The organism is Streptomyces sp. NPDC026659 (assembly GCF_040638245.1).
Taxonomy (GTDB): Bacteria; Actinomycetota; Actinomycetes; order Streptomycetales; family Streptomycetaceae; genus Streptomyces.
Genome location: NZ_JBEZXY010000002.1, coordinates 74,743 through 94,178 on the forward strand (window position 1 = coordinate 74,743; position 19,436 = coordinate 94,178).

Annotated in this window: 21 protein-coding genes; 3 read left to right on the plus strand and 18 right to left on the minus strand. The window is 69.7% G+C overall.

What is annotated here, in order from left to right; all coding sequences use genetic code 11:
• The first annotated feature begins 11 nt into the window (after window positions 1-11).
• Together AB0E91_RS04890 and AB0E91_RS04895 are read left to right on the plus strand one after the other, a co-directional pair.
• Window positions 12-761, plus strand: a complete 750-nt coding sequence (locus tag AB0E91_RS04890) for an ABC transporter permease (protein ID WP_361775337.1) — start codon at window positions 12-14, stop codon at window positions 759-761.
• Window positions 762-774: 13 nt separating this feature from the next.
• A complete protein-coding gene (locus AB0E91_RS04895) occupies window positions 775-1,347 on the plus strand; it encodes a cob(I)yrinic acid a,c-diamide adenosyltransferase (protein WP_361775340.1) in 573 nt (190 codons plus the stop codon).
• Window positions 1,348-1,418: 71 nt separating this feature from the next.
• Here the strand turns inward: AB0E91_RS04895 and AB0E91_RS04900 are convergent, their stop codons facing one another.
• From AB0E91_RS04900 to AB0E91_RS04915, 4 genes are read right to left on the minus strand one after another with little or no spacing between them, the layout of a single operon-like run.
• Window positions 1,419-1,634, minus strand: a complete 216-nt coding sequence (locus AB0E91_RS04900) for a hypothetical protein (RefSeq protein WP_361775343.1) — start codon at window positions 1,632-1,634, stop codon at window positions 1,419-1,421.
• Entirely contained in the window at window positions 1,634-2,047 is a 414-nt protein-coding gene (locus tag AB0E91_RS04905) for a hypothetical protein (protein WP_361775346.1), read from the minus strand. Before AB0E91_RS04905 ends, AB0E91_RS04900 begins: the two co-directional genes overlap by 1 nt.
• Window positions 2,048-2,101: 54 nt before the next feature.
• Window positions 2,102-3,580 (minus strand): HAMP domain-containing sensor histidine kinase, encoded by a 1,479-nt coding sequence (locus AB0E91_RS04910; RefSeq protein WP_361775349.1) that lies wholly within the window; start codon window positions 3,578-3,580, stop codon window positions 2,102-2,104.
• Complete coding sequence (locus tag AB0E91_RS04915; RefSeq protein WP_361775352.1) at window positions 3,577-4,272, minus strand: response regulator transcription factor; 696 nt, start codon at window positions 4,270-4,272, stop codon at window positions 3,577-3,579. The genes AB0E91_RS04910 and AB0E91_RS04915 overlap by 4 nt, the downstream gene beginning before the upstream one ends.
• Before the next feature lie 186 nt (window positions 4,273-4,458).
• Between AB0E91_RS04915 and AB0E91_RS04920 the strand changes: the two genes are divergently transcribed.
• The gene (locus AB0E91_RS04920) at window positions 4,459-6,285 is read left to right on the plus strand and encodes a glycoside hydrolase family 18 chitinase (protein WP_361775355.1); all 1,827 of its coding nucleotides are present in this window, start codon (window positions 4,459-4,461) and stop codon (window positions 6,283-6,285) included.
• A 24-nt stretch (window positions 6,286-6,309) separates the two neighbouring features.
• Here the strand turns inward: AB0E91_RS04920 and AB0E91_RS04925 are convergent, their stop codons facing one another.
• The 14 genes from AB0E91_RS04925 to AB0E91_RS04990 all read right to left on the minus strand — a co-directional run bounded on the left by AB0E91_RS04925 (window position 6,310) and on the right by AB0E91_RS04990 (window position 19,404).
• Window positions 6,310-6,756 (minus strand): DUF2550 domain-containing protein, encoded by a 447-nt coding sequence (locus AB0E91_RS04925; protein WP_361775358.1) that lies wholly within the window; start codon window positions 6,754-6,756, stop codon window positions 6,310-6,312.
• Window positions 6,757-6,930: 174 nt separating this feature from the next.
• A complete protein-coding gene (locus AB0E91_RS04930) occupies window positions 6,931-7,308 on the minus strand; it encodes a F0F1 ATP synthase subunit epsilon (RefSeq protein WP_161178781.1) in 378 nt (125 codons plus the stop codon).
• A gap of 141 nt (window positions 7,309-7,449) precedes the next feature.
• Window positions 7,450-8,886 (minus strand): F0F1 ATP synthase subunit beta, encoded by a 1,437-nt coding sequence (atpD, locus tag AB0E91_RS04935; protein ID WP_361775361.1) that lies wholly within the window; start codon window positions 8,884-8,886, stop codon window positions 7,450-7,452.
• Complete coding sequence (locus AB0E91_RS04940) at window positions 8,887-9,804, minus strand: F0F1 ATP synthase subunit gamma (protein WP_361775364.1); 918 nt, start codon at window positions 9,802-9,804, stop codon at window positions 8,887-8,889.
• A gap of 21 nt (window positions 9,805-9,825) precedes the next feature.
• Window positions 9,826-11,418, minus strand: a complete 1,593-nt coding sequence (gene atpA, locus AB0E91_RS04945) for a F0F1 ATP synthase subunit alpha (RefSeq protein ID WP_361775367.1) — start codon at window positions 11,416-11,418, stop codon at window positions 9,826-9,828.
• A 124-nt stretch (window positions 11,419-11,542) separates the two neighbouring features.
• Window positions 11,543-12,358 carry a F0F1 ATP synthase subunit delta gene (locus tag AB0E91_RS04950; RefSeq protein ID WP_361775370.1) on the minus strand — a complete coding sequence of 272 codons (816 nt, stop codon included), beginning with the start codon at window positions 12,356-12,358 and terminating at the stop codon, window positions 11,543-11,545.
• Window positions 12,355-12,900 carry a F0F1 ATP synthase subunit B gene (locus AB0E91_RS04955; RefSeq protein WP_361775373.1) on the minus strand — a complete coding sequence of 182 codons (546 nt, stop codon included), beginning with the start codon at window positions 12,898-12,900 and terminating at the stop codon, window positions 12,355-12,357. Before AB0E91_RS04955 ends, AB0E91_RS04950 begins: the two co-directional genes overlap by 4 nt.
• 35 nt (window positions 12,901-12,935) lie before the next feature.
• On the minus strand, window positions 12,936-13,175 hold the full coding sequence (locus AB0E91_RS04960; protein WP_005311859.1) for an ATP synthase subunit C: 240 nt from the start codon (window positions 13,173-13,175) through the stop codon (window positions 12,936-12,938).
• 78 nt (window positions 13,176-13,253) lie between these two features.
• The gene (gene atpB / locus AB0E91_RS04965) at window positions 13,254-14,090 is read right to left on the minus strand and encodes a F0F1 ATP synthase subunit A (RefSeq protein ID WP_361775377.1); all 837 of its coding nucleotides are present in this window, start codon (window positions 14,088-14,090) and stop codon (window positions 13,254-13,256) included.
• 210 nt (window positions 14,091-14,300) lie between these two features.
• Window positions 14,301-14,741: a hypothetical protein gene (locus tag AB0E91_RS04970; protein ID WP_361777258.1), complete on the minus strand. Its 441-nt coding sequence runs from the start codon at window positions 14,739-14,741 to the stop codon at window positions 14,301-14,303.
• A gap of 397 nt (window positions 14,742-15,138) precedes the next feature.
• On the minus strand, window positions 15,139-15,471 hold the full coding sequence (locus tag AB0E91_RS04975) for a hypothetical protein (RefSeq protein WP_361775380.1): 333 nt from the start codon (window positions 15,469-15,471) through the stop codon (window positions 15,139-15,141).
• Window positions 15,472-15,821: 350 nt separating this feature from the next.
• Window positions 15,822-17,171 (minus strand): MraY family glycosyltransferase, encoded by a 1,350-nt coding sequence (locus AB0E91_RS04980; protein ID WP_361775383.1) that lies wholly within the window; start codon window positions 17,169-17,171, stop codon window positions 15,822-15,824.
• A gap of 150 nt (window positions 17,172-17,321) precedes the next feature.
• A complete protein-coding gene (gene glyA, locus AB0E91_RS04985) occupies window positions 17,322-18,560 on the minus strand; it encodes a serine hydroxymethyltransferase (RefSeq protein WP_361775386.1) in 1,239 nt (412 codons plus the stop codon).
• A 184-nt stretch (window positions 18,561-18,744) separates the two neighbouring features.
• Complete coding sequence (locus AB0E91_RS04990) at window positions 18,745-19,404, minus strand: low molecular weight phosphatase family protein (protein ID WP_018544509.1); 660 nt, start codon at window positions 19,402-19,404, stop codon at window positions 18,745-18,747.
• Window positions 19,405-19,436 lie beyond the last annotated feature (32 nt).

Sequence of the window (19,436 nt, forward strand, 5' to 3'; positions counted from 1 at the left end):
CAGGACTCCCCATGCTTCTGCACGACACGGCCCTCATCTACGGCCGCTCTCTGCGCCAGTCCCTGCGCTCCCGGGTGGGGCTGCTCTTCGGACTGCTGACGCCGTTGCTCTATCTGTTCCTCTTCGGCCCGCTGCTGACCCGTCTGCCGCTGGGCGCCCGGGGCAGCTCCTGGCAGCTGCTCGTCCCCGGACTGCTGCTCCAACTGACCTTGTTCGGCGCCTCGTTCGCCGGCTTCGCCCTCATCATGGAGAACGCGCAGGGGGTGGTGGAGCGGCTGCGGGTGACCCCGGTCAGCCGTCTGGCGCTGCTGCTCGGCCGGGTGCTGCGGGACGCGACGGTCCTCGTTCTCCAGGCCGTGCTGCTGGTGCTGGCCGCGCTGGTGCTGGGGCTGCGGGCACCGCTGCCGGGCATCCTGGCCGGCTTCGCGTTCGTGGCCCTGCTGACGGTGTCGCTGGCCTCGCTGTCGTACGCGCTGGCGATGAAGGCGCGCACCCCGCAGGAGTTCGCCCCGCTGATCAACGCCCTGACGGTGCCGTCGATGCTGCTGTCCGGGCTGATGCTGCCGATGACGCTCGGTCCCCGCTGGCTGGACCTGCTCTCGCACCTCGTGCCGTTCCGCTATCTGGTGGACGCGGTGCGCGACGCCTACGTGGGCCGGTACGCGAGCGCCCACATGCTGTACGGCTCGCTCGTCGCCGTGGGATTCGCCGTGCTCGCCGTGGCGGTGGGCACACGAGTGTTCCGTACGGCCGGGGCGTAACTACGCTGGCCGCATGGTCAATCTGACGCGCATCTACACCAGGACCGGCGACAAGGGCACCACCGCCCTCGGCGACATGAGCCGGACCGCCAAGACCGACCTCCGGATCGCCGCCTACGCGGACGCCAACGAGGCGAACGCCGTGATCGGTACCGCCATCGCCCTGGGCGGGCTCGAGGAGGAGGTCGTCACGGTCCTCACCCGCGTGCAGAACGATCTGTTCGACGTGGGTGCGGACCTGTCGACGCCGGTGGTGGAGAACCCGGAGTTCCCGCCGCTGAGGGTCGAGCAGTTCTACGTGGACCGGCTGGAGGCGGACTGCGACCGGTTCAACGAACGGCTGGAGAAGCTGCGGTCGTTCATCCTGCCGGGCGGCACCCCGGGCGCGGCCCTGCTGCACCAGGCGTGCACGGTCGTACGGCGGGCCGAGCGGTCCACCTGGGCGGCCCTGGAGGTGCACGGCGACGCGATGAACCCGCTCACCGCGACCTACCTCAACCGCCTCTCCGACCTGCTGTTCATCCTGGCCCGCACGGCGAACAAGGAGACCGGGGACGTGCTGTGGGTGCCGGGCGGGGATCGCTGAGCCGGGAGGCCGAAGGGCCGGGAGGCCGAAGGGCCGGGGCACCCTCGGTGTCCCGGCCCTCTCCCCCGCCGCTACTTGTCCGCGTCGCTCGTCGCGTCGCGGTCCGCGGCGGCCGCCGCCGACTCGGCGGCGTCGACCTTCTTCTCCATGTCCGCGTAGCCGGACGGGGCGGAGGTGGCGGCCGCCGGCGAGCCCCCGGTGCCCGGGGTCGTCGCGGCGTCGTCGTGGCCGCAGCCGGTGGCGAGGGCCGCGAGCGCCGTCAGGAGTACGGCAGCGGCGACGCGCATCAGCTCCCCGCCTTGCCGTCGTCGTTCTTCGCGCACCAGTCCTTGACCGAGTTCAGGTCCTTCTGGCGCTGCTCCAGGTTCGTCCGCAGCGACTTGCGGAAGTCCAGCCGGTCCTTGAGGAACGTGGCGATCTCGGAGTGGCCCGCCTTCTCGGCGTTGTCCACGCGCTGCTGGAGCCGGGCCACCGAGCCGCGCCGGGCCGCGCCCGCGTCCAGCCGCTCCAGGGCGCGGTCCAGCCGCCGGTCGATCTTCGGCACCCGCTTGCACAGCGCCTGGGCGCCGTCCCCGGTGGGCCCGGCGGCCTTCGGGGTGGGCGTGGCGTCGGTGGCCGAGGCGACTCCCGCCGTGCCCGCCAGGAGTGCCGCGGCCGCGAGTCCGGCCAGGAGGGTGCGGGCCTGCGGTCGTATGTGCATGTGCCTCTCCTTCGCTTCCGGGGCGGCCGACTCGGCCGTCCGTCGAGGGAGAAGCTAGGAGGCTTCTTTGGGGAAACCCTGTGACCGGTTCGTCCCGGCTGTGAGGCCGTGTTCCGCCGTGCCGATCAGCCAGTCCCGGCGCCCGGGCAGGCCCGGCCCCCCGAGCGGCAGCCGTACCTCGAAGCGCGCCCCCGTGCCGTCCGGGCCGTCGGCGACGCCCACGCTCCCCCGGTGCAGCGCCGCCTGCTGGGCGACGAGGGTGAGGCCGAGGCCGGAGCCCGTGCTGTCCGGGCCGCGCCGGAACCGCTCGAAGACCCGCTGCCGGGCCTCGGGCGGTATGCCGGGCCCCCGGTCGGTCACGGCGAGGACGGCGTCGTTCCCGAAGCGGTGCGCGCTCACCCGGATGCGGGCGGCGCCCGTCGTGTCGCGGCCGTGGGCCAGCGCGTTGGCGAGCAGGTTGTCCAGCAGCAGCCGCAGCCCCGGCTCCCAGCCGTGCACGGACAGTCCCGGTTCGGCGTCCAGGGCGATTCCGGCGGCCCGGTCCCGGCGGCGGGCCTCGGCCACGGCCGCGTCGGCGACGTCCGCGAGGTCCACGGGCGCGAAGGTCTCCGCCTCCACCAGGTCGCCGCGCCCCAGCTCCCGCAGCATCACCAACAGGCCGAGCAGCCGGGCGTGTTCGAGCCGGAGGTCCGTCAGCACCTCGTCCCGGTCGCCGTCGGGCAGGCCGGGGAAGCCGAGGATGTCGAGGTTGGTGCCCATGCTCATCAGCGGGGTGCGCAGTTCGTGCGCGGCGGCGGAGGAGAAGGAGCGGGCGGTGTCCAGGGCCTCTGCGGTGCGCGCGGCCTGTTCGTCGTAGCGGGCGAGGACGGTGCGCAGGGTGGCGGCCAGCTCGTCCACCTCGGTGACCCCGGTGCGCTCCTGGCCGAGCCGGTCCCCGCTGATACGCGGGTCGAGCCCGGCCGTACGGCGCGTGAGGCGGCGCAGCGGGGCGCTCGCGCCCCCGGCGACCCCCCAGGCGAGCAGCCCGGACAGCGGCGCGGCGAGGAGCGCGGTCAGCACCACCCGGCGCCGTACCAGCTGCACTTGGGCGCGGCTCGCGGTGTCGGGCGCGAAGACCCAGAGCGTGCCGCGCGCGTCACCGGCGCGGACCGGGCGGGCCAGGACCTGCCAGGCGCGGCCGCCGTCCCGCACGGTCACGGGTCCGCCGCCGGGCGCGGGCAGCCGGGCCGAGGCGCCGGGCTGCGGTCCGCCGCTGAAGGACGTGCCCGCGCCCTCGACGCGTACGCCCACGTCGAGCGCGGCGCTGAACAGCTGCCGCTCGCGGACGTCGGCGACCCGGGGGCGGCCGTTCGCGGAGGCGCGCAGCAGGGCGCGGGCGTCCGGGGCGATGGCGGTGGCCCGCTGCCGCAGATGCTCGGTGCCCGCGCCGCGCAGATCACGGGCGACCAGGTGGAGCAGCAGCCAGCCCGAGGCGAGCACGAGCAGCGGGACGGTGCAGCCGACGGCGAGGCCGACGCGGGTGGAGAGCTTCACGGCGTCTCCCTGAGGACGAAGCCGACCCCGCGCACGGTGTGGATCAGCCGGGGTGCGCCGCCCGCCTCCAGCTTGCGCCGCAGATAGCTGACGAAGGTGTCCACGGCGTCGGTGCGCACCTCGAAGTCGTAGCCCCAGACGCGTTCCAGGAGCTGGTCGCGGGTGAGGACGAGACCGGCGTTGCGCACCAGCACCTCCAGGAGACCGAACTCGCGCCGGGTCAGCTCCAGTTCGCGGCCCTCGCGCTCGGCGGTGTGGGCGGCGGGGTCGATCACGAGGCCCGCCGCGCGCAGCACCTCGCGGTCTGCGGGCGGGCTGCGGCGCAGCAGGGCGCGCAGCCGGAGGACCAGTTCCTGGAGGGCGAAGGGCTTGACGAGGTAGTCGTCGCCGCCCGCCTGGAGCCCGGCGATGCGGTCGGCGGTCTCGTCCAGCGCGGAGAGCATGAGCACGGGCAGTTCGCGGCCCTCGGCGCGCAATTGGGAGCACACCTGGATACCGCTGAGGCCGGGCATCGACACGTCGAGCACCAGCACGTCGGGCGGTTCCTCGGTGACGGCGGTGAGCGCGCGGGCGCCGTCGGGGGCGGTGCGCACCGCGAAGCCGTTCAGCCGGAGCCCGCGTTCCAGGGATCGGCGGATCGCCGCGTCGTCGTCGACCACCAGGACCGTCCCGGAACGTGGTGTGTCACCCATGCGCTCTCCTCGTTCAACCAACCTGCAAGTCAAGGGAGTTGAGAATTTCCCCGACTTCTCTCCCATATGGTCCAGACCTATTGACCGGTGGTCCAGACCTTTCCTATTCTCGCGGCAGCATGGGCGTGAAGGCTCAGTCATGCCCCCCATGCCTCCTGACACCCCCCAATACGAGGGAGGCGCAGTATGCGCTTCGGACTCAGAGCCGCGGCCGCAGCCGCGACCCTGGCACTCCCCCTGGCCGGCCTGGTCGGCATCGCAAGCCCCGCACAAGCCGCGACCAGTGTGACGGCCACCTACGCCAAGACCCAGGACTGGGGCACCGGCTTCGAGGGCAAGTGGACCGTCCAGAACACCGGTTCCACCGCCATCAGCTCCTGGACGATCGAGTGGGACTTCCCCTCGGGCACGTCCGTCTCCTCCGCCTGGGACGCGGACGTCACGTCCTCCGGCACCCACTGGACCGCCAAGAACAAGTCCTACAACGGCTCGGTCGCCCCCGGCGCCTCGGTCTCGTTCTCGTTCAACGGCGCGGGCTCCGGCTCCCCGTCCAACTGCAAGCTCAACGGCGGCAGTTGCGACGGCACCACGGTCCCCGGTGACGCGGCGCCCTCCGCCCCCGGCACCCCGGCCGCGTCCGAGATCAAGGACACCTCGGTCAAGCTGTCCTGGTCGGCGGCCACCGACGACAAGGGCGTCAAGAACTACGACGTCCTGCGCGACGGCAGCAAGGTCGCCACCGTCACCTCGACCTCGTACACCGACACCGGTCTGAGCGCGGGCACCGACTACTCGTACACCGTGCAGGCCCGTGACACCGCCGACCAGACCGGTCCGGCCAGCGGCTCCGTAGCGGTGCACACCACCGGCGGCGGCACCAACCCGCCGCCCGCCACCGGCGACAAGGTCAAGCTCGGCTACTTCACCGAGTGGGGCATCTACGGCCGCAACTACAACGTCAAGAACATCGTGACGTCCGGCTCGGCCGCCAAGATCACGCACATCAACTACGCCTTCGGCAACGTCACCAACGGCCAGTGCGCGATCGGCGACTCCTACGCCGACTACGACAAGGCCTTCACCGCCGACCAGTCGGTCAGCGGCCAGGCCGACACCTGGGACCAGCCGCTGCGCGGCAACTTCAACCAGCTGCGTCAGCTGAAGGCCAAGTACCCGAACATCAAGGTGCTTTGGTCCTTCGGCGGCTGGACCTGGTCCGGCGGCTTCGGCCAGGCGGCCCAGAACCCGGCGGCCTTCGCCCAGTCCTGCTACAACCTGGTCAAGGACCCCCGCTGGGCCGATGTCTTCGACGGCATCGACATCGACTGGGAGTACCCCAACGCCTGCGGTCTGTCCTGTGACAGCAGCGGCGCGGCGGCCTTCAAGAACGTCGTCTCGGCGCTCCGCTCCAAGTTCGGCGCCGGCGCGCTGGTCACCGCCGCGGTCACCGCGGACGGCTCCAACGGCGGCAAGATCGAGGCCGCGGACTACGCGGGCGCCTCGCAGTACGTCAACTGGTACAACGTGATGACGTACGACTTCTTCGGCGCCTTCGACGCCCAGGGTCCGACCGCCCCGCACTCCCCGCTCACCTCGTACAACGGCATCCCGAAGGCCGGTTTCACCACCGCCGACGCCATGGCCAAGTACAAGGCGGCGGGCGTCCCCGCGAGCAAGCTCCTCATCGGCATCGGCTTCTACGGCCGCGGCTGGACCGGCGTCACCCAGGACGCCCCGGGCGGCACCGCCACCGGCGCGGCCCCGGGCACCTACGAGCCCGGCATCGAGGACTACAAGGTCCTCAAGGGCTCCTGCCCGGTCACCGGCACCGTCGCGGGCACGGCCTACGCGCACTGCGGCAGCAACTGGTGGTCCTACGACACCCCGTCGACCATCGCCGGAAAGATGAGCTGGGCCAAGAACCAGGGCCTGGGCGGCGCGTTCTTCTGGGACTTCAGCGGTGACACCAGCAACGGTGAGCTCGTGACGGCCGTGAACAGCGGCCTGTCGTAAGAAAGTACGAAGGGTCGCGAGACCTCAAGCGACGTTGACGCGCTGTCCGGGCGGGGCTGCTTCCAGCCAAGCGAGAAACCCGGTCAGCGCGTCTTCGCTCATCGCGAGTTCCAGGCGGGTGCCCTGGTGGACGCAGGCGAGGATCACCGCGTCGGACAGCAGGGCCAGCTCCTCCTCGCCCTCGGGCAGCCGGCGTCCGGCCACCTCGATACGGGAGCGCTCCAGGACGCGGCGCGGGCGGATCGCGTAGGAGAAGACCCGGTACCACTCGATGCGGTCGCCGTTGTAGCGGGCGACGCCGTAGCTCCAGCCCTTGCCGCTGGTGTCCGGGTCCGTGTCGACGTCCCAGCGCAGCGAACAGTCGAAGGTGCCGCCGGAGCGCTGGATCAGCCTGCGGCGCAGTCCGAACAGGAACAGCCCCACCAGCACGAGCACCACCACGGCTCCGCACACAGTCAGAGCGAGGATCATCGACACCGACCTCCTCGTCTTCCTGGTAGGGGTACTACGGACGGCACCAGGTAATGAAACCGCAGTGCCAGGTAATGGAACCGGAAAAACACCCGTATTCGCCACAGCCGCGACCGGCACCGGAATGTTCCGGGCCGGCCGCGGCTGAATGACATGGTCACACGGCGCGTGGGATCACTTCGCCGCGGTCGCCGTCCGCAGACGGACATCGGCGCGACGCTCGGCGTCCGCGTCCTCCTCCGCCTTCGCGCGCTCCAGCTCCCGCTCGACGCGCTGGACGTCGATCTCCTCCGCCAGCTCGGCGACCTCGGCCAGCAGCGACAGCTTGTCGTCCGCGAACGAGATGAAACCGCCGTGCACCGCGGCGACGACGGTCCCGCCGTCGCTCGTGCGGATGGTCACCGGGCCCGACTCCAGCACACCGAGCAGCGGCTGGTGACCGGGCATGACGCCGATGTCGCCGGAGGTGGTGCGCGCCACGACCAGGGTGGCCTCGCCGGACCAGACCTGGCGGTCGGCGGCGACCAGCTCGACGTGCAGCTCAGCAGCCAAGGTTGGCTCCTCGGGTCACCACCCGGCGGTTGTGCCGGGTGTTGGGGTCAATTCTAAAGGGCGTGAAGGAGGGGGCGGGACGGACCCCGCCCCCTCCTCTAAGAGCACGAACTCAAGAGCACAGGCTCAAGAGCACGGGACTCAGGAGACGCCCAGCTCCTTCGCGTTCTTCTTCAGGTCCTCGATGCCACCGCACATGAAGAAGGCCTGCTCCGGGAAGTGGTCGAACTCGCCGTCGCAGATCATGTTGAACGCGCGGATCGTCTCGTCCACCGGAACGTCCGAACCGTCCACGCCGGTGAACTGCTTGGCGACGTGGGTGTTCTGGGACAGGAAGCGCTCCACACGACGGGCACGGTGGACGACGAGCTTGTCCTCCTCGCCCAGCTCGTCGATACCGAGGATCGCGATGATGTCCTGGAGGTCCTTGTACTTCTGCAGGATGTTCTTGACGCGCATCGCACAGTCGTAGTGGTCCTGCGCGATGTAGCGCGGGTCCAGGATCCGGGACGTGGAGTCCAGCGGGTCCACGGCCGGGTAGATGCCCTTCTCGGAGATCGGACGGGAGAGAACCGTCGTCGCGTCGAGGTGGGCGAACGTGGTGGCCGGGGCCGGGTCGGTCAGGTCGTCCGCGGGGACGTAGATCGCCTGCATCGAGGTGATCGAGTGACCGCGGGTCGACGTGATGCGCTCCTGGAGGAGACCCATCTCGTCGGCCAGGTTCGGCTGGTAACCCACGGCGGACGGCATACGGCCGAGCAGCGTGGAGACCTCGGAACCGGCCTGCGTGAAGCGGAAGATGTTGTCGATGAAGAACAGCACGTCCTGCTTCTGGACGTCACGGAAGTACTCGGCCATGGTGAGGCCGGCCAGCGCGACGCGCAGACGGGTGCCCGGGGGCTCGTCCATCTGACCGAAGACCAGGGCGGTCTTGTCGATGACGCCCGAGTCGGTCATCTCCGCGATGAGGTCGTTGCCCTCACGGGTGCGCTCACCGACACCGGCGAACACGGAGACACCGTCGTGGTTGTTGGCGACGCGGTAGATCATCTCCTGGATGAGCACCGTCTTGCCGACGCCGGCACCGCCGAACAGACCGATCTTGCCGCCCTTGACGTACGGGGTCAGCAGGTCGATGACCTTGACGCCGGTCTCGAACATCTCGGTCTTCGACTCGAGCTCGTCGAAGTTCGGGGCCTTGCGGTGGATGGACCAGCGCTCGCCCTCGTGCTTCTCCTCGGAGTTCAGCACCTCACCGAGGGTGTTGAACACCTTGCCCTTGGTGAAGTCGCCGACCGGGACGGTGATGCCGTCGCCGGTGTCGGTCACCACGGACTGGCGGACCAGACCGTCGGTGGGCTGCATCGAGATGGTGCGGACCAGGCCGTCACCCAGGTGCTGGGCGACCTCCAGGGTCAGCGTCTTCTTCTCGCCCGCCCGCGCCGGGTCGGCGACCTCGACGGTCAGGGCGTTGTAGATCTCCGGCATCGCGTCGACGGGGAACTCCACGTCGACGACCGGGCCGATGACCCGGGCGACGCGGCCCGTAGCCGTCGCGGTCTCAACAGTGGTGGTCATTTATCGGTCACTCCCCGAGCTCGCGTCGGCCAGGGCACTGGCGCCACCGACGATCTCGCTGATTTCCTGGGTGATTTCGGCCTGGCGGGCCGCGTTGGCAAGACGGGAGAGCGTGTTGATCAGCTCGCCCGCGTTGTCGGTGGCCGACTTCATCGCGCGCCGCGTGGCGGCGTGCTTCGAAGCGGCCGACTGGAGCATCGCGTTGTAGATGCGGCTCTCCACATACCGCGGCAGCAGGGCGTCGAGGACGTCCTCCGCCGAGGGCTCGAAGTCGTACAGCGGGAGGATCTCCCCCGTGGGGGCGGCCTCCTTGGCGACCTCGTCGAGACGCAGCGGAAGCAGCCGCTGGGCGACCGCCGTCTGCGTCATCATCGACACGAACTCGGTGTAGACGATGTACAGCTCGTCCACGCCGCCTTCCGAGTCGGGGGTCTCGATGGCCTTGATCAGCGGCTCCGCGACCTTCTTGGCGTCCGCGTACGTCGGCTCGTCGGTGAAGCCCGTCCACGACTCCGCGACCTTGCGGTCACGGAAGTTGTAGTGGGCGATACCGCGCCGGCCGACGATGAAGGTCTCGACCTGCTTGCCCTCGCGCTCAAGGCGCTCGGTCAGCTGCTCGGACGCCTTGATCGCGTTGGAGTTGAAGGCGCCGGCCAGGCCGCGGTCGCTCGTGAGGAGCAGGACCGCGGCACGGGTCGGGTTCTCCGCCTCCGTGGTCAGCGGGTGCCTGGTGTTCGACCCGGTGGCCACCGCCGTGACGGCGCGCGTGAGCTCGTCCGCGTACGGCTTGGAGGCCGCCACCTTGCGCTGCGCCTTGACGACACGCGAGGCGGCGATCATCTCCATCGCCTTGGTGATCTTCTTGGTCGCGGTGACGGATCGGATGCGACGCTTGTAGACCCGGAGCTGGGCTCCCATGAGTCAGGTCCCTTCCTTACGTCACTTGGCGGCAGTGGCGGGGGCGTCCTCGCCGAGCAGCTTGCCCTCGGAGGTCTCGAACTGCTTCTTGAACTCCGCGATCGCGTCGCCGATGCCCTGCAGGGTGTCGTCCGACATCTTGCCGCCCTCACGGATGGAGGTCATCAGGCCCTGGTGCTTGCGGTGCAGGAACTCCAGGAGCTCCTTGTCGAAGCGGCGGACGTCGTCGACCGGGACATCGTCCATGCGACCCGTACCACCGGCCCAGATCGAGACGACCTGGTCCTCGGTGGACATCGGCTGGTACTGGTTCTGCTTGAGCAGCTCGGTCATGCGGGTACCGCGCTCGAGCTGGTTCTTCGAGGCCTGGTCCAGGTCGGAACCGAAGGCGGCGAACGCCTCCAGCTCGCGGTACTGGGCGAGGTCCACGCGCAGTCGGCCGGAGACCTGCTTCATCGCCTTGTGCTGCGCGGAACCACCGACTCGGGAGACGGAGATACCGACGTTCAGCGCGGGGCGCTGACCGGCGTTGAACAGGTCCGACTCCAGGAAGCACTGGCCGTCGGTGATGGAGATGACGTTGGTCGGGATGAACGCCGAGACGTCGTTGGCCTTGGTCTCGACGATCGGCAGACCGGTCATCGAGCCGGCACCCATGTCGTCGGAGAGCTTGGCGCAGCGCTCCAGCAGACGGGAGTGCAGGTAGAAGACGTCACCCGGGTAGGCCTCACGGCCCGGCGGGCGGCGCAGCAGCAGGGACACGGCGCGGTAGGCGTCGGCCTGCTTCGACAGGTCGTCGAAGACGATCAGGACGTGCTTGCCCTGGTACATCCAGTGCTGACCGATGGCCGAACCGGTGTACGGCGCCAGGTACTTGAAGCCGGCCGGGTCGGACGCCGGGGCGGCGACGATGGTCGTGTACTCCAGCGCGCCGTTCTCCTCCAGCGCGCGGCGCACGCCGGCGATGGTGGAGCCCTTCTGGCCGACGGCGACGTAGATGCAGCGGACCTGCTTCTTCGGGTCGCCCGAGCGCCAGTTGTCGCGCTGGTTGATGATCGTGTCGACGGCCAGGGCGGTCTTGCCGGTCTGGCGGTCACCGATGATCAGCTGACGCTGACCGCGGCCGACCGGGGTCATCGCGTCGACGGCCATGTAGCCCGTCTCCATCGGCTCGTGCACCGACTGACGCTCCATGACCGTGGGCGCCTGCAGCTCAAGCGCGCGGCGGCCGTCGGTCTCGACCTCGCCGAGGCCGTCGATCGGCTGGCCGAGCGGGTCGACGACACGGCCGAGGTAGCCGTCGCCGACGGGCACGGAGAGCACCTCACCGGTGCGGTGCACCGGCTGGCCCTCCTCGATGCCGCTGAACTCACCGAGGACGATGGCACCGATCTCGCGCTCCTCGAGGTTGAGGGCGAGGCCGAGGGTGCCGTCCTCGAACTTCAGCAGTTCGTTGGCCATGGCCGAGGGCAGGCCCTCGACCTTCGCGATGCCGTCGCCGGCAAGGGTGACCGTACCGACCTCCTCGCGCGAGGCCGCGTCCGGCTTGTACGACTGGACAAAGTTCTCCAGCGCGTCCCGGATCTCCTCCGGCCGGATCGTGAGCTCCGCCATCTGGGTTCCCTGCTCTCCTTGTTGGGCCCGAAGTTTCACTTGGGGGGATGGGGACTCCCCCCTGAACGAGGTGAATCCTCTGCACGGCCCAACCAGGGCCGTAGGTACGTCTTGCTTTTGAGTTCTAGCTCGCCATGCGACGGCCGGCGTCTTCCAGCCGGTCCGCGATGGCGCCGTTGATGACCTCGTCACCGACCTGCACGCGCAGTCCGCCGACGACGTCGGGGTCCACGTCCAGGTTGAGGTGCATCCGGCGGCCGTAGAGCTTCGCCAGGGCGTCGCCCAGGCGTCGCTTCTGCGCGTCGCTCAGCGGCACCGCGGAGGTGACGGTGGCGACCAGCCGGTCCCGGCGCTCCGCGGCCAGCTTGGACAGGGACTCGAGTCCCGCTTCCAGGCTACGTCCACGCGGCGCGGTGACGAGGCGCGTGACCAGACGCTCGGTGACGGGCTTGGCCCGTCCGCCGAGGAGTCGGCGCAGCAGCTCGGCCTTGGCCGAGGCGCTCGCGGCCCGGTCGGTCAGCGCGGCCCGCAGGGCGGTGTCGGAGGCGACGATCCGGCCGAACCGGAAGAGCTCGTCCTCGACGTCGTCGAGCGTGCCGTCCTTCTCCGCCGCGGTGAGGTCGGCGATGTCCGCCAGCTCCTCCAGCGCGTCCACCAGGTCGCGGGGCTGCGACCAGCGGGAGCGTGCCATCCCGGCCACCAGGTCGGCGGTCTGACCGCTCACCTGGCCGCCGATCAGGCGCTGCACCAGCTCGGCCTTGCCCTCGGCGGGCTGCGCCGGGTCGGTGAGGACCCGGCGCAGGCCGGCCTCGCGGTCGAGCAGCGCGGTCACGGCCGCCAGCTCGTCGGCGAGCTGCGCGGCGTTCACGGACGTGGAGTCCGTCAGCGCGTCGAGACGCTCACGCGCGGCTGCCAGTGCCTCGCGGCTCGCTCCGTTCATCGCGTGGCCTCGGCCTTCTCGTCGAGCTCGTCGAGGAAGCGGTCGATCACACGGCTCTGCCGGGCGTGGTCCTCGAGGGACTCACCGACGAGCTTGCCGGCCAGTTCGGTGGCGAGCTTGCCGACGTCCTGGCGGAGCGAGGCGGAAGCGGCCTTGCGGTCGGCCTCGATCTGGGCGTGACCGGCGGTGATGATCTCCTCGCGCTGACGCTGGCCCTCGGCCCGCATCTCCGCGATGAGCTCCGCGCCCTGCTCCTGAGCCTCCTGGCGCAGCCGCGCGGCCTCGTGCCGAGCCTCGGCCAGCTGGGCCTTGTACTGCTCAAGGACGCTCTGGGCCTCGGTCTGCGCGGCCTCGGCCTTCTCGATACCGCCCTCGATGGCCTCGCGACGCTGCTCCAGAACCTTGTTGATGTTCGGGAGCAGCTTCCAGGCGAGGAAGCCGAAGACGATGACGAAGGCGATCAGGCCGATGACGAGCTCTGGGATCGGCGGGATGAGGGGGTTTTCGGCCTCCTCAGCCGCAAGCTGAACCAGGGGGCTCATATCAGTGCCTTTCGTCTAAGGGTGCGGCGGTCGAATCAGGAGCCGTAGACGAACGGCATAACCAGACCGATCAGGGCGAGCGCCTCACAGAAGGCGAAGCCGAGGATCTGGTTGGCACGGATCAGGCCGGCAGCCTCGGGCTGACGGGCAAGAGCCTGCGTGCCGTTACCGAAGATGATGCCGACGCCGACGCCGGGGCCGATGGCGGCGAGACCGTAGCCGATGGAGCCGAGGGCCTTGAGGTCACCGGTGACAGCGGCAAGAGTCTGGGACATGCCAGTTCTTCCTTCTCTTTCAAGGACCGGTGGTACTTGGGCCACCGGACGTCTCAGGGGATGGGGGTTGGCGGATGCTCAGTGGTGCTCGGCGAGCGCGCCCTGGATGAAGCTGCACGTCAGGAGCACGAAGACGTACGCCTGAAGAGCCTGGACGAACAGCTCGAAGGCAGTCATCACGATGGTCATGATGAACGACACGCCGGCGTACGCGATGCCGATGCCGTTCAGCAGGTACCAGCTGGCGATCGTGAAGAGCAGCAGCAGAGTGTGACCCGCGAACATGTTCGCAAAGAGTCGCACGGCGTGAGTGAAGGGCCGGACGAGCAGGTTCGAGAAGAGCTCGATCGTCATCGACAGCGGAAGCACCGGGCCGAGGGACTTGTCGTAGCCGGTGAAGTTCTTGAACGCACCGACGAAGCCGTGCCGTTTGAAGGTCAGCGAGACCCACAGGACGTACACGATCAGAGCCAGGATGATGGGGTACGCGATGATCGACGTCACCGGGAACTGAGCGACCGGGATGATCGCCCAGAGGTTCATCATCCAGATGAAGAAGAAGAGCGAGACGACGAGAGGTACGTACTTCTCGCCCTCCTTCTTGCCGATCGTCTCGTAGACGACGCCGCGCCGGATGAAGTCGTAGCCGGCCTCACCGATCATCTGGAGCTTGCCCGGGACAACCTTCGGGCGGGCGAAGGCGGCCCAGAAGAAGACCACGACGATGATCGAACCGAGCAACGCCAGGAGCATCGGCTTGTTGAAGTACAGGTTGCTGTCCGCGTCGCCCCAGAGCGGCTTGAACAGGAACGAGTGCAGGCCCGGAGCCGGGAAGCCGCACCCGGTGAACAGGTGGCAGCTCGTGTCGAAAGCGAGCGTCTGCGTCGGATCAGCACTCACCGCGGGCTCCTTCATCGTGGCGCATGGGTACGGCAACCTCGTTGTGTCGGCACGGCTCAGGGCCGCGGGTCGGCACGGGACTGGTGGTTCGGATGTGGGGGCGGCTCGGGGGCATCTCGCCTCGCGATGGAACAGGCGTCAGCTGGGATGCCCGCGTCCGCGATGCCGCAGTTGGCACCGGACGATAGCAGGATCTCGCGTGCGCCTTTATCCCGGCCCTACCTCTCACGACGAGTGCCCTGTCTTATCGGGCTTGTCGCCCTTCGACGAGGCATCAGGTTCGACGTAGAGAGTCTTGGCCTTCATGTGCGCGCGCGTCTGCGCGGCGGTCCAAGTGAGCGTGCAGACCACGATCCCGATGGCGAAGGCCCGCGGATTGAACGCCGTCGTGTCCTTGAACACGGCGATGAACATGATCACCAGCAGGAGCTGGGCCGCGTAGAGCATCAGACCCATCATCTGGAACAGATGGGGAAGTGACTTGGCGGTGCGTTGAAGCACGAAGAGACCAAGCCCCATGAGGGCGCTGACCAACAGCGTCGCGACGACCGCCCCGATGGCCCCCTTGCCGCCCGCGACCACACCGCTGACGACGGTGGTGATCGCACCGACGACAGCCGTGGGCACGGCGGCCTGGGCCAGGATCCGGACGTCATTGGACGGCATGGCGGCAACTCCGCTTTCACAGGGGGCAGGTGTCGTCATGGACGAGCGTAGTCCCGGGCCGAGTGATCGATTACTCGCGCCAATGGACCGTCGCACTAGGGTCCTTCGGCTGTCTCCGGGGTTCTCGTGAACCGTATCACAAACTATTTGATGAGGTCTTTACCCACCTGGTGTGCACGGCGTCACACATGAGGGTGACCCTGCGCGCCTGTGCAAAAACCGCGCCCACTTGTCTGGTATTGGGGGTCTTTGCTCCCCCACGACTTGGCAATGCTCTAGTCAGATTCTTACCTTGCGACAGCCCCCGGCAACGCCAAGAGCGCCCCGGGAAAGGGCCTTGGCGGTCCTTTCCCGGGGCGCTCGAGCATGACTCAGTCAGCCCTCACGGCCGGCACGGTCAGCAGGTGACGACCTTGTCGTAGTCCACCCACGGCTGCGAGGACGTGAGCAGGGCCGACTTGTTCTTCGCCACCGACTCGCAGGCCGAGTCGTAGCCGTACTTGAAGACGCCCTTGAGCTTCTTCGTGCCGCTGCAGTTGTTCGTGACCTTGTACGCCGGGTACCCGGCGTCGACAGTGGTCTTCTGAACCTTGACGCAGCTCGGCACGGCCCCCTGGGCGACCTGTACGACCTTGTCGCCCTGCGGCGCGGCCACGGCCTCCGTGGTGGCGAATCCGAGCGAACCACTGAGCGCCACGACGGCGACGCCCGCTGCTGCGAACTTGCGCATGGTTTACCTCCATTCACGAGCGAATGGGGCGGCGCCAGTCTGGTCATGACCGGCGCCTCAATTCCCCCTGGCGGGCCCATTTCTAGCAATGGGGGTCACGCTCGCACCAGCGGTTACTTGCGCATCACCGTGCTCTTGCGTCTCAAAATCCACTTGCCTGACGAAATGACGCACAGGAGCGAACGCGAAGATCAGCAACGTGCCTGGTGAGGGAGGTTCCATGCCGTGAGGTCCGGAAAATCCCCGCACAGGCCGACGTCGGCGTTCGTCTTGAAATCGAACAAGATTGCCCTTGTCCGGCTGTGACGGCTCACCACCGTCTGTGGCGGCCGGTCTCGTCGGCCGTAGCTCTAGCCCTTGTACCGGTCGGCGAACCTCGGGCGGGAGCCGCCGATCGCGGTTGCGCCGTTGACGGTCGGGGCGCCCGAGGCGACGGCGACCCGCTCACCGGCCTCCGCTTCCGGCGTCGGCTCCGCTTCCTGGGCGGGCTCCGCCTCCGAAGCTGGCAGCGCTTCCCGGGCCTCGGCGGCCGCCTGGCGGCGACGGCGGTAGCGCGGCGGCACGAAGCCCTCCGCCCAGCGCGGGGCGCGCGGTGTGAAGCGGGGCAGGAGCAGCAGGACGAGTCCGATGGCGCTCAGGAAGACCACGCTCAGGACGATCCACATGGACGCCGAGTTGACCGAGTAGGCCAGCGCGCCGAAGCCGATCAGCGCCGACCAGAAGTACATGATCAGCACGGCCCGGCTGTGCGAGTGGCCGACCTCCAGCAGGCGGTGGTGCAGATGCCCGCGGTCGGCGGCGAACGGCGACTGGCCGCGCCAGGTGCGGCGCACGATGGCGAGGACCAGGTCGGCGGCGGGGATCGCGATGATGCTCAGCGGCATCAGCAGGGGGATGTAGACGGGCACCATCTGGTGCACGGTGCTGCGCTCGGAGGCGCCGAACAGCCGGTCCGGGTCGACCTGTCCGGTGACGGAGATCGCGCCCGCGGCCAGGACCAGTCCGATGAGCATCGAGCCCGAGTCGCCCATGAAGATGCGCGCGGGATGCATGTTGTGCGGCAGGAAGCCCAGGCACATGCCCATCAGGATCGCCGCGAACAGCGTCGCGGGGGCGGCCTCCTCGATGCCGTACGAGTACCAGATGCGGTAGGCGTACATGAAGAACGCGGCCGCCGCGATGCACACCATGCCCGACGCGAGGCCGTCGAGACCGTCCACGAAGTTGACCGCGTTGATGGTGACGACCACCAGCGCCACCGTCAGCAGGGTGCCCTGCCACTGGGTCACCGCGACCGTGCCGACGCCCGGCACCGGCAGCCAGAGGATCGTCAGACCCTGCATGACCATCACACCCGCGGCGATCATCTGACCGCCGAGCTTGATCAGGGCGTCGATCTCGAACTTGTCGTCCAGGACGCCGATCAGCCAGATCAGGGCGGCGCCGGAGAGCAGCGCGCGCGGCTCGTTGGAGCGGACGAAGACCTCGTTCAGGCTGCCGAGGTGGTCCGCCACCAGCAGGCCCGCGCACAGTCCGAAGAACATCGCGATCCCGCCGAGGCGCGGAGTGGGTTCGCGGTGCACGTCGCGTGCCCGGATCTCCGGCATCGCTCCCGCCACGATCGCGAATTTCCGTACCGGTCCCGTCAGGAGGTACGTCACCGCGGCCGTGACACAGAGCGTCAGCAGGTATTCACGCACGGGCTTCCCCACAGATCTCGCTGGCCATCACAGCCCCACACCCTAGCGAGCGGGGCATACGGTTGAGGACTTCCGGGTAGTGACGATGGTTGCACCGCCCCCCGCGCACCACCCGCTCACGGGACCGTACGGCCTACCGTCTACCCCTGCTCAGGCGGGGTAGGGCGAAAACGCGCCAGTCAGTTCGCGCACCTCGGCGCGCACCGTACCGGGAGCAAAATCACCCCGCACCACGCCCGCAAGGAGCGCGGCGACGCGGTGCATCTCCGCCTCTCCCATCCCCTGCGTCGTGATCGCGGCCGTGCCCAGGCGCAGTCCCCGGTCCTCGGTGTGCGGCAGCGGGCAGCAGTCGAGGACGAGTCCCGCGGCGGCGAGCAGACCGCGCGCGGTGCGGCCGTCCACGCCGAGCGGGGCCGGGTCGACGGTGATCAGATGGGTGTCGGTGCCCCCGGTGGTGACGGCGAGCCCCTCGGCGGCCAGCCGGGCCGCGAGCACCCGGGCGTTGTCGACGACCCGGTGGACGTAGCCGCCGAATTCGGGCGTCGCCGCCTCCCCGAACGCGACGGCCTTGGCGGCGACGACGTTCATCTGCGCGCCGCCCTGGGTGAACGGGAACACCGCCCGGTCCACCCGCTCGGCCAGCGCCGCGCGGCACAGGATCAGGCCGCCGCGCGGTCCGCGCAGCACCTTGTGCGTGGTCGCGCACACGACGTCGGCGTACGGCACCGGGTTCGGCGCCGCTCCCCCGGCGACCAGGCCGATGGGATGCGCCGCGTCCACGATCAGATACGCGCCCGCCTCGTCGGCTACCTCGCGGAAGAAGGCGTGGTCGAGATGGCGGGGGTAGGCGATCGAGCCGCACACGATGGCTTTGGGCCGGTGTTCCAAGGCCAGGCGGCGCACCTGTTCGTGGTCGACGAGCCCGGTCTCGGGGTCGAGGCCGTAGGCGACGAAGTCGAACCAGCGGCCGGAGAGGTTCGCGGGCGAGCCGTGGCTGAGATGGCCCCCGTGGGGCAGCCCGAGGGCGAGGACGGTGTCGCCGGGGCTCAGCAGGGCCGCGTACGCGGCGAGCACGGCCGAGGAACCGGTGTGCGGCTGGACGTTGGCGTGCTCGGCGCCGAACAGCTCCCTCGCCCGCTCGACGGCCAGGTGCTCGGCGGCGTCCGCGAAGGCGCAGCCGCCGTGGAAACGGGCGCCGGGATAGCCCTCGGCGTACTTGTTGGCCATCGGGGAGCCGAGCGCGGCAAGGACGGCCGGGGAGGCGAAGTTCTCGGCCGCGGTCAGCTGGAGGGTGGTCGTCTGCCGGTCCAGCTCGCCCCGCAGGATGTCGGCCAGCTCCGGGTCCTGCCGGCGCAGGACGTCCGGGTCCAGGGCGGGGGTGACCGGCATGGAGGGCTCCGGGCGGTCGGAAGTGGAGTCACCTCCAATGTAGGCCCGGGGCGGAAGGGGCGCTCGGCCGCTCCGCCCCGGGTCCGCGGCCGCTCCGCCCCGGGTCCGGTTCGGTGCCGGGGCGGTGTCCGGGCCGGTGTCGGTGAGCCCGGAGGTGCCCGCCGCCTCCTGGGCGGCGGGGACGTCACATGTGCGCGGGGACGCCGGTCAGTGCGGTGACGACCGGGTCCAGCGCGTCCCGTATCTCGTCCCCGATGGAGCGGAAGAAGGGCAGCGGGGCGCCGTAGGGGTCGTACACCTCGTCCGCCTCGGCGGTCGGGGCGAGCAGCCAGCCGCGCAGCGCGGCGGCGGCCCGGACCAGGGCGCGGGCGCGCAGCACGACGCCGTCCTCCAGGGGCGGCAGAGTGGCCGGATCTATCGCCCGCACCAGGCGGGTGAACTCCTTCAGTGTGAAGGTGCGCAGGCCCGCGGAGTGGCCCATGGAGATGACCTGGGCGCGGTGGTCGCGGGTGGCGGTCAGGACGAGGTCGGCCATGATGACGTGCTCGTCCAGCAGCTCACGGCCGGTGAACCCGGCCGCGTCCGCGCCGAACTCGGCCAGCACGGTCTCCGCGTTCTCCTCCATGGGGGCACCCTCGTGTCCCCAGGTGCCGGCGCTCTCCACGATCAGACCGCCGCCGAGCACGCCGAGCCGCTCCGCCACGAGGTGCCGGGTCAGCCGCTCGGTGATGGGCGAGCGGCAGACGTTGCCGGTGCTGACGTGGAGGATGCGGAAGGTGTCGCGCGGAAACCCGAAGGTGGTGGTCTGCTCCGCCGCGCTCTCCCCGCCGCCTATGCCGCGCATGGGGTGACCCCCTGCTCGGGCGGGACGGGGAG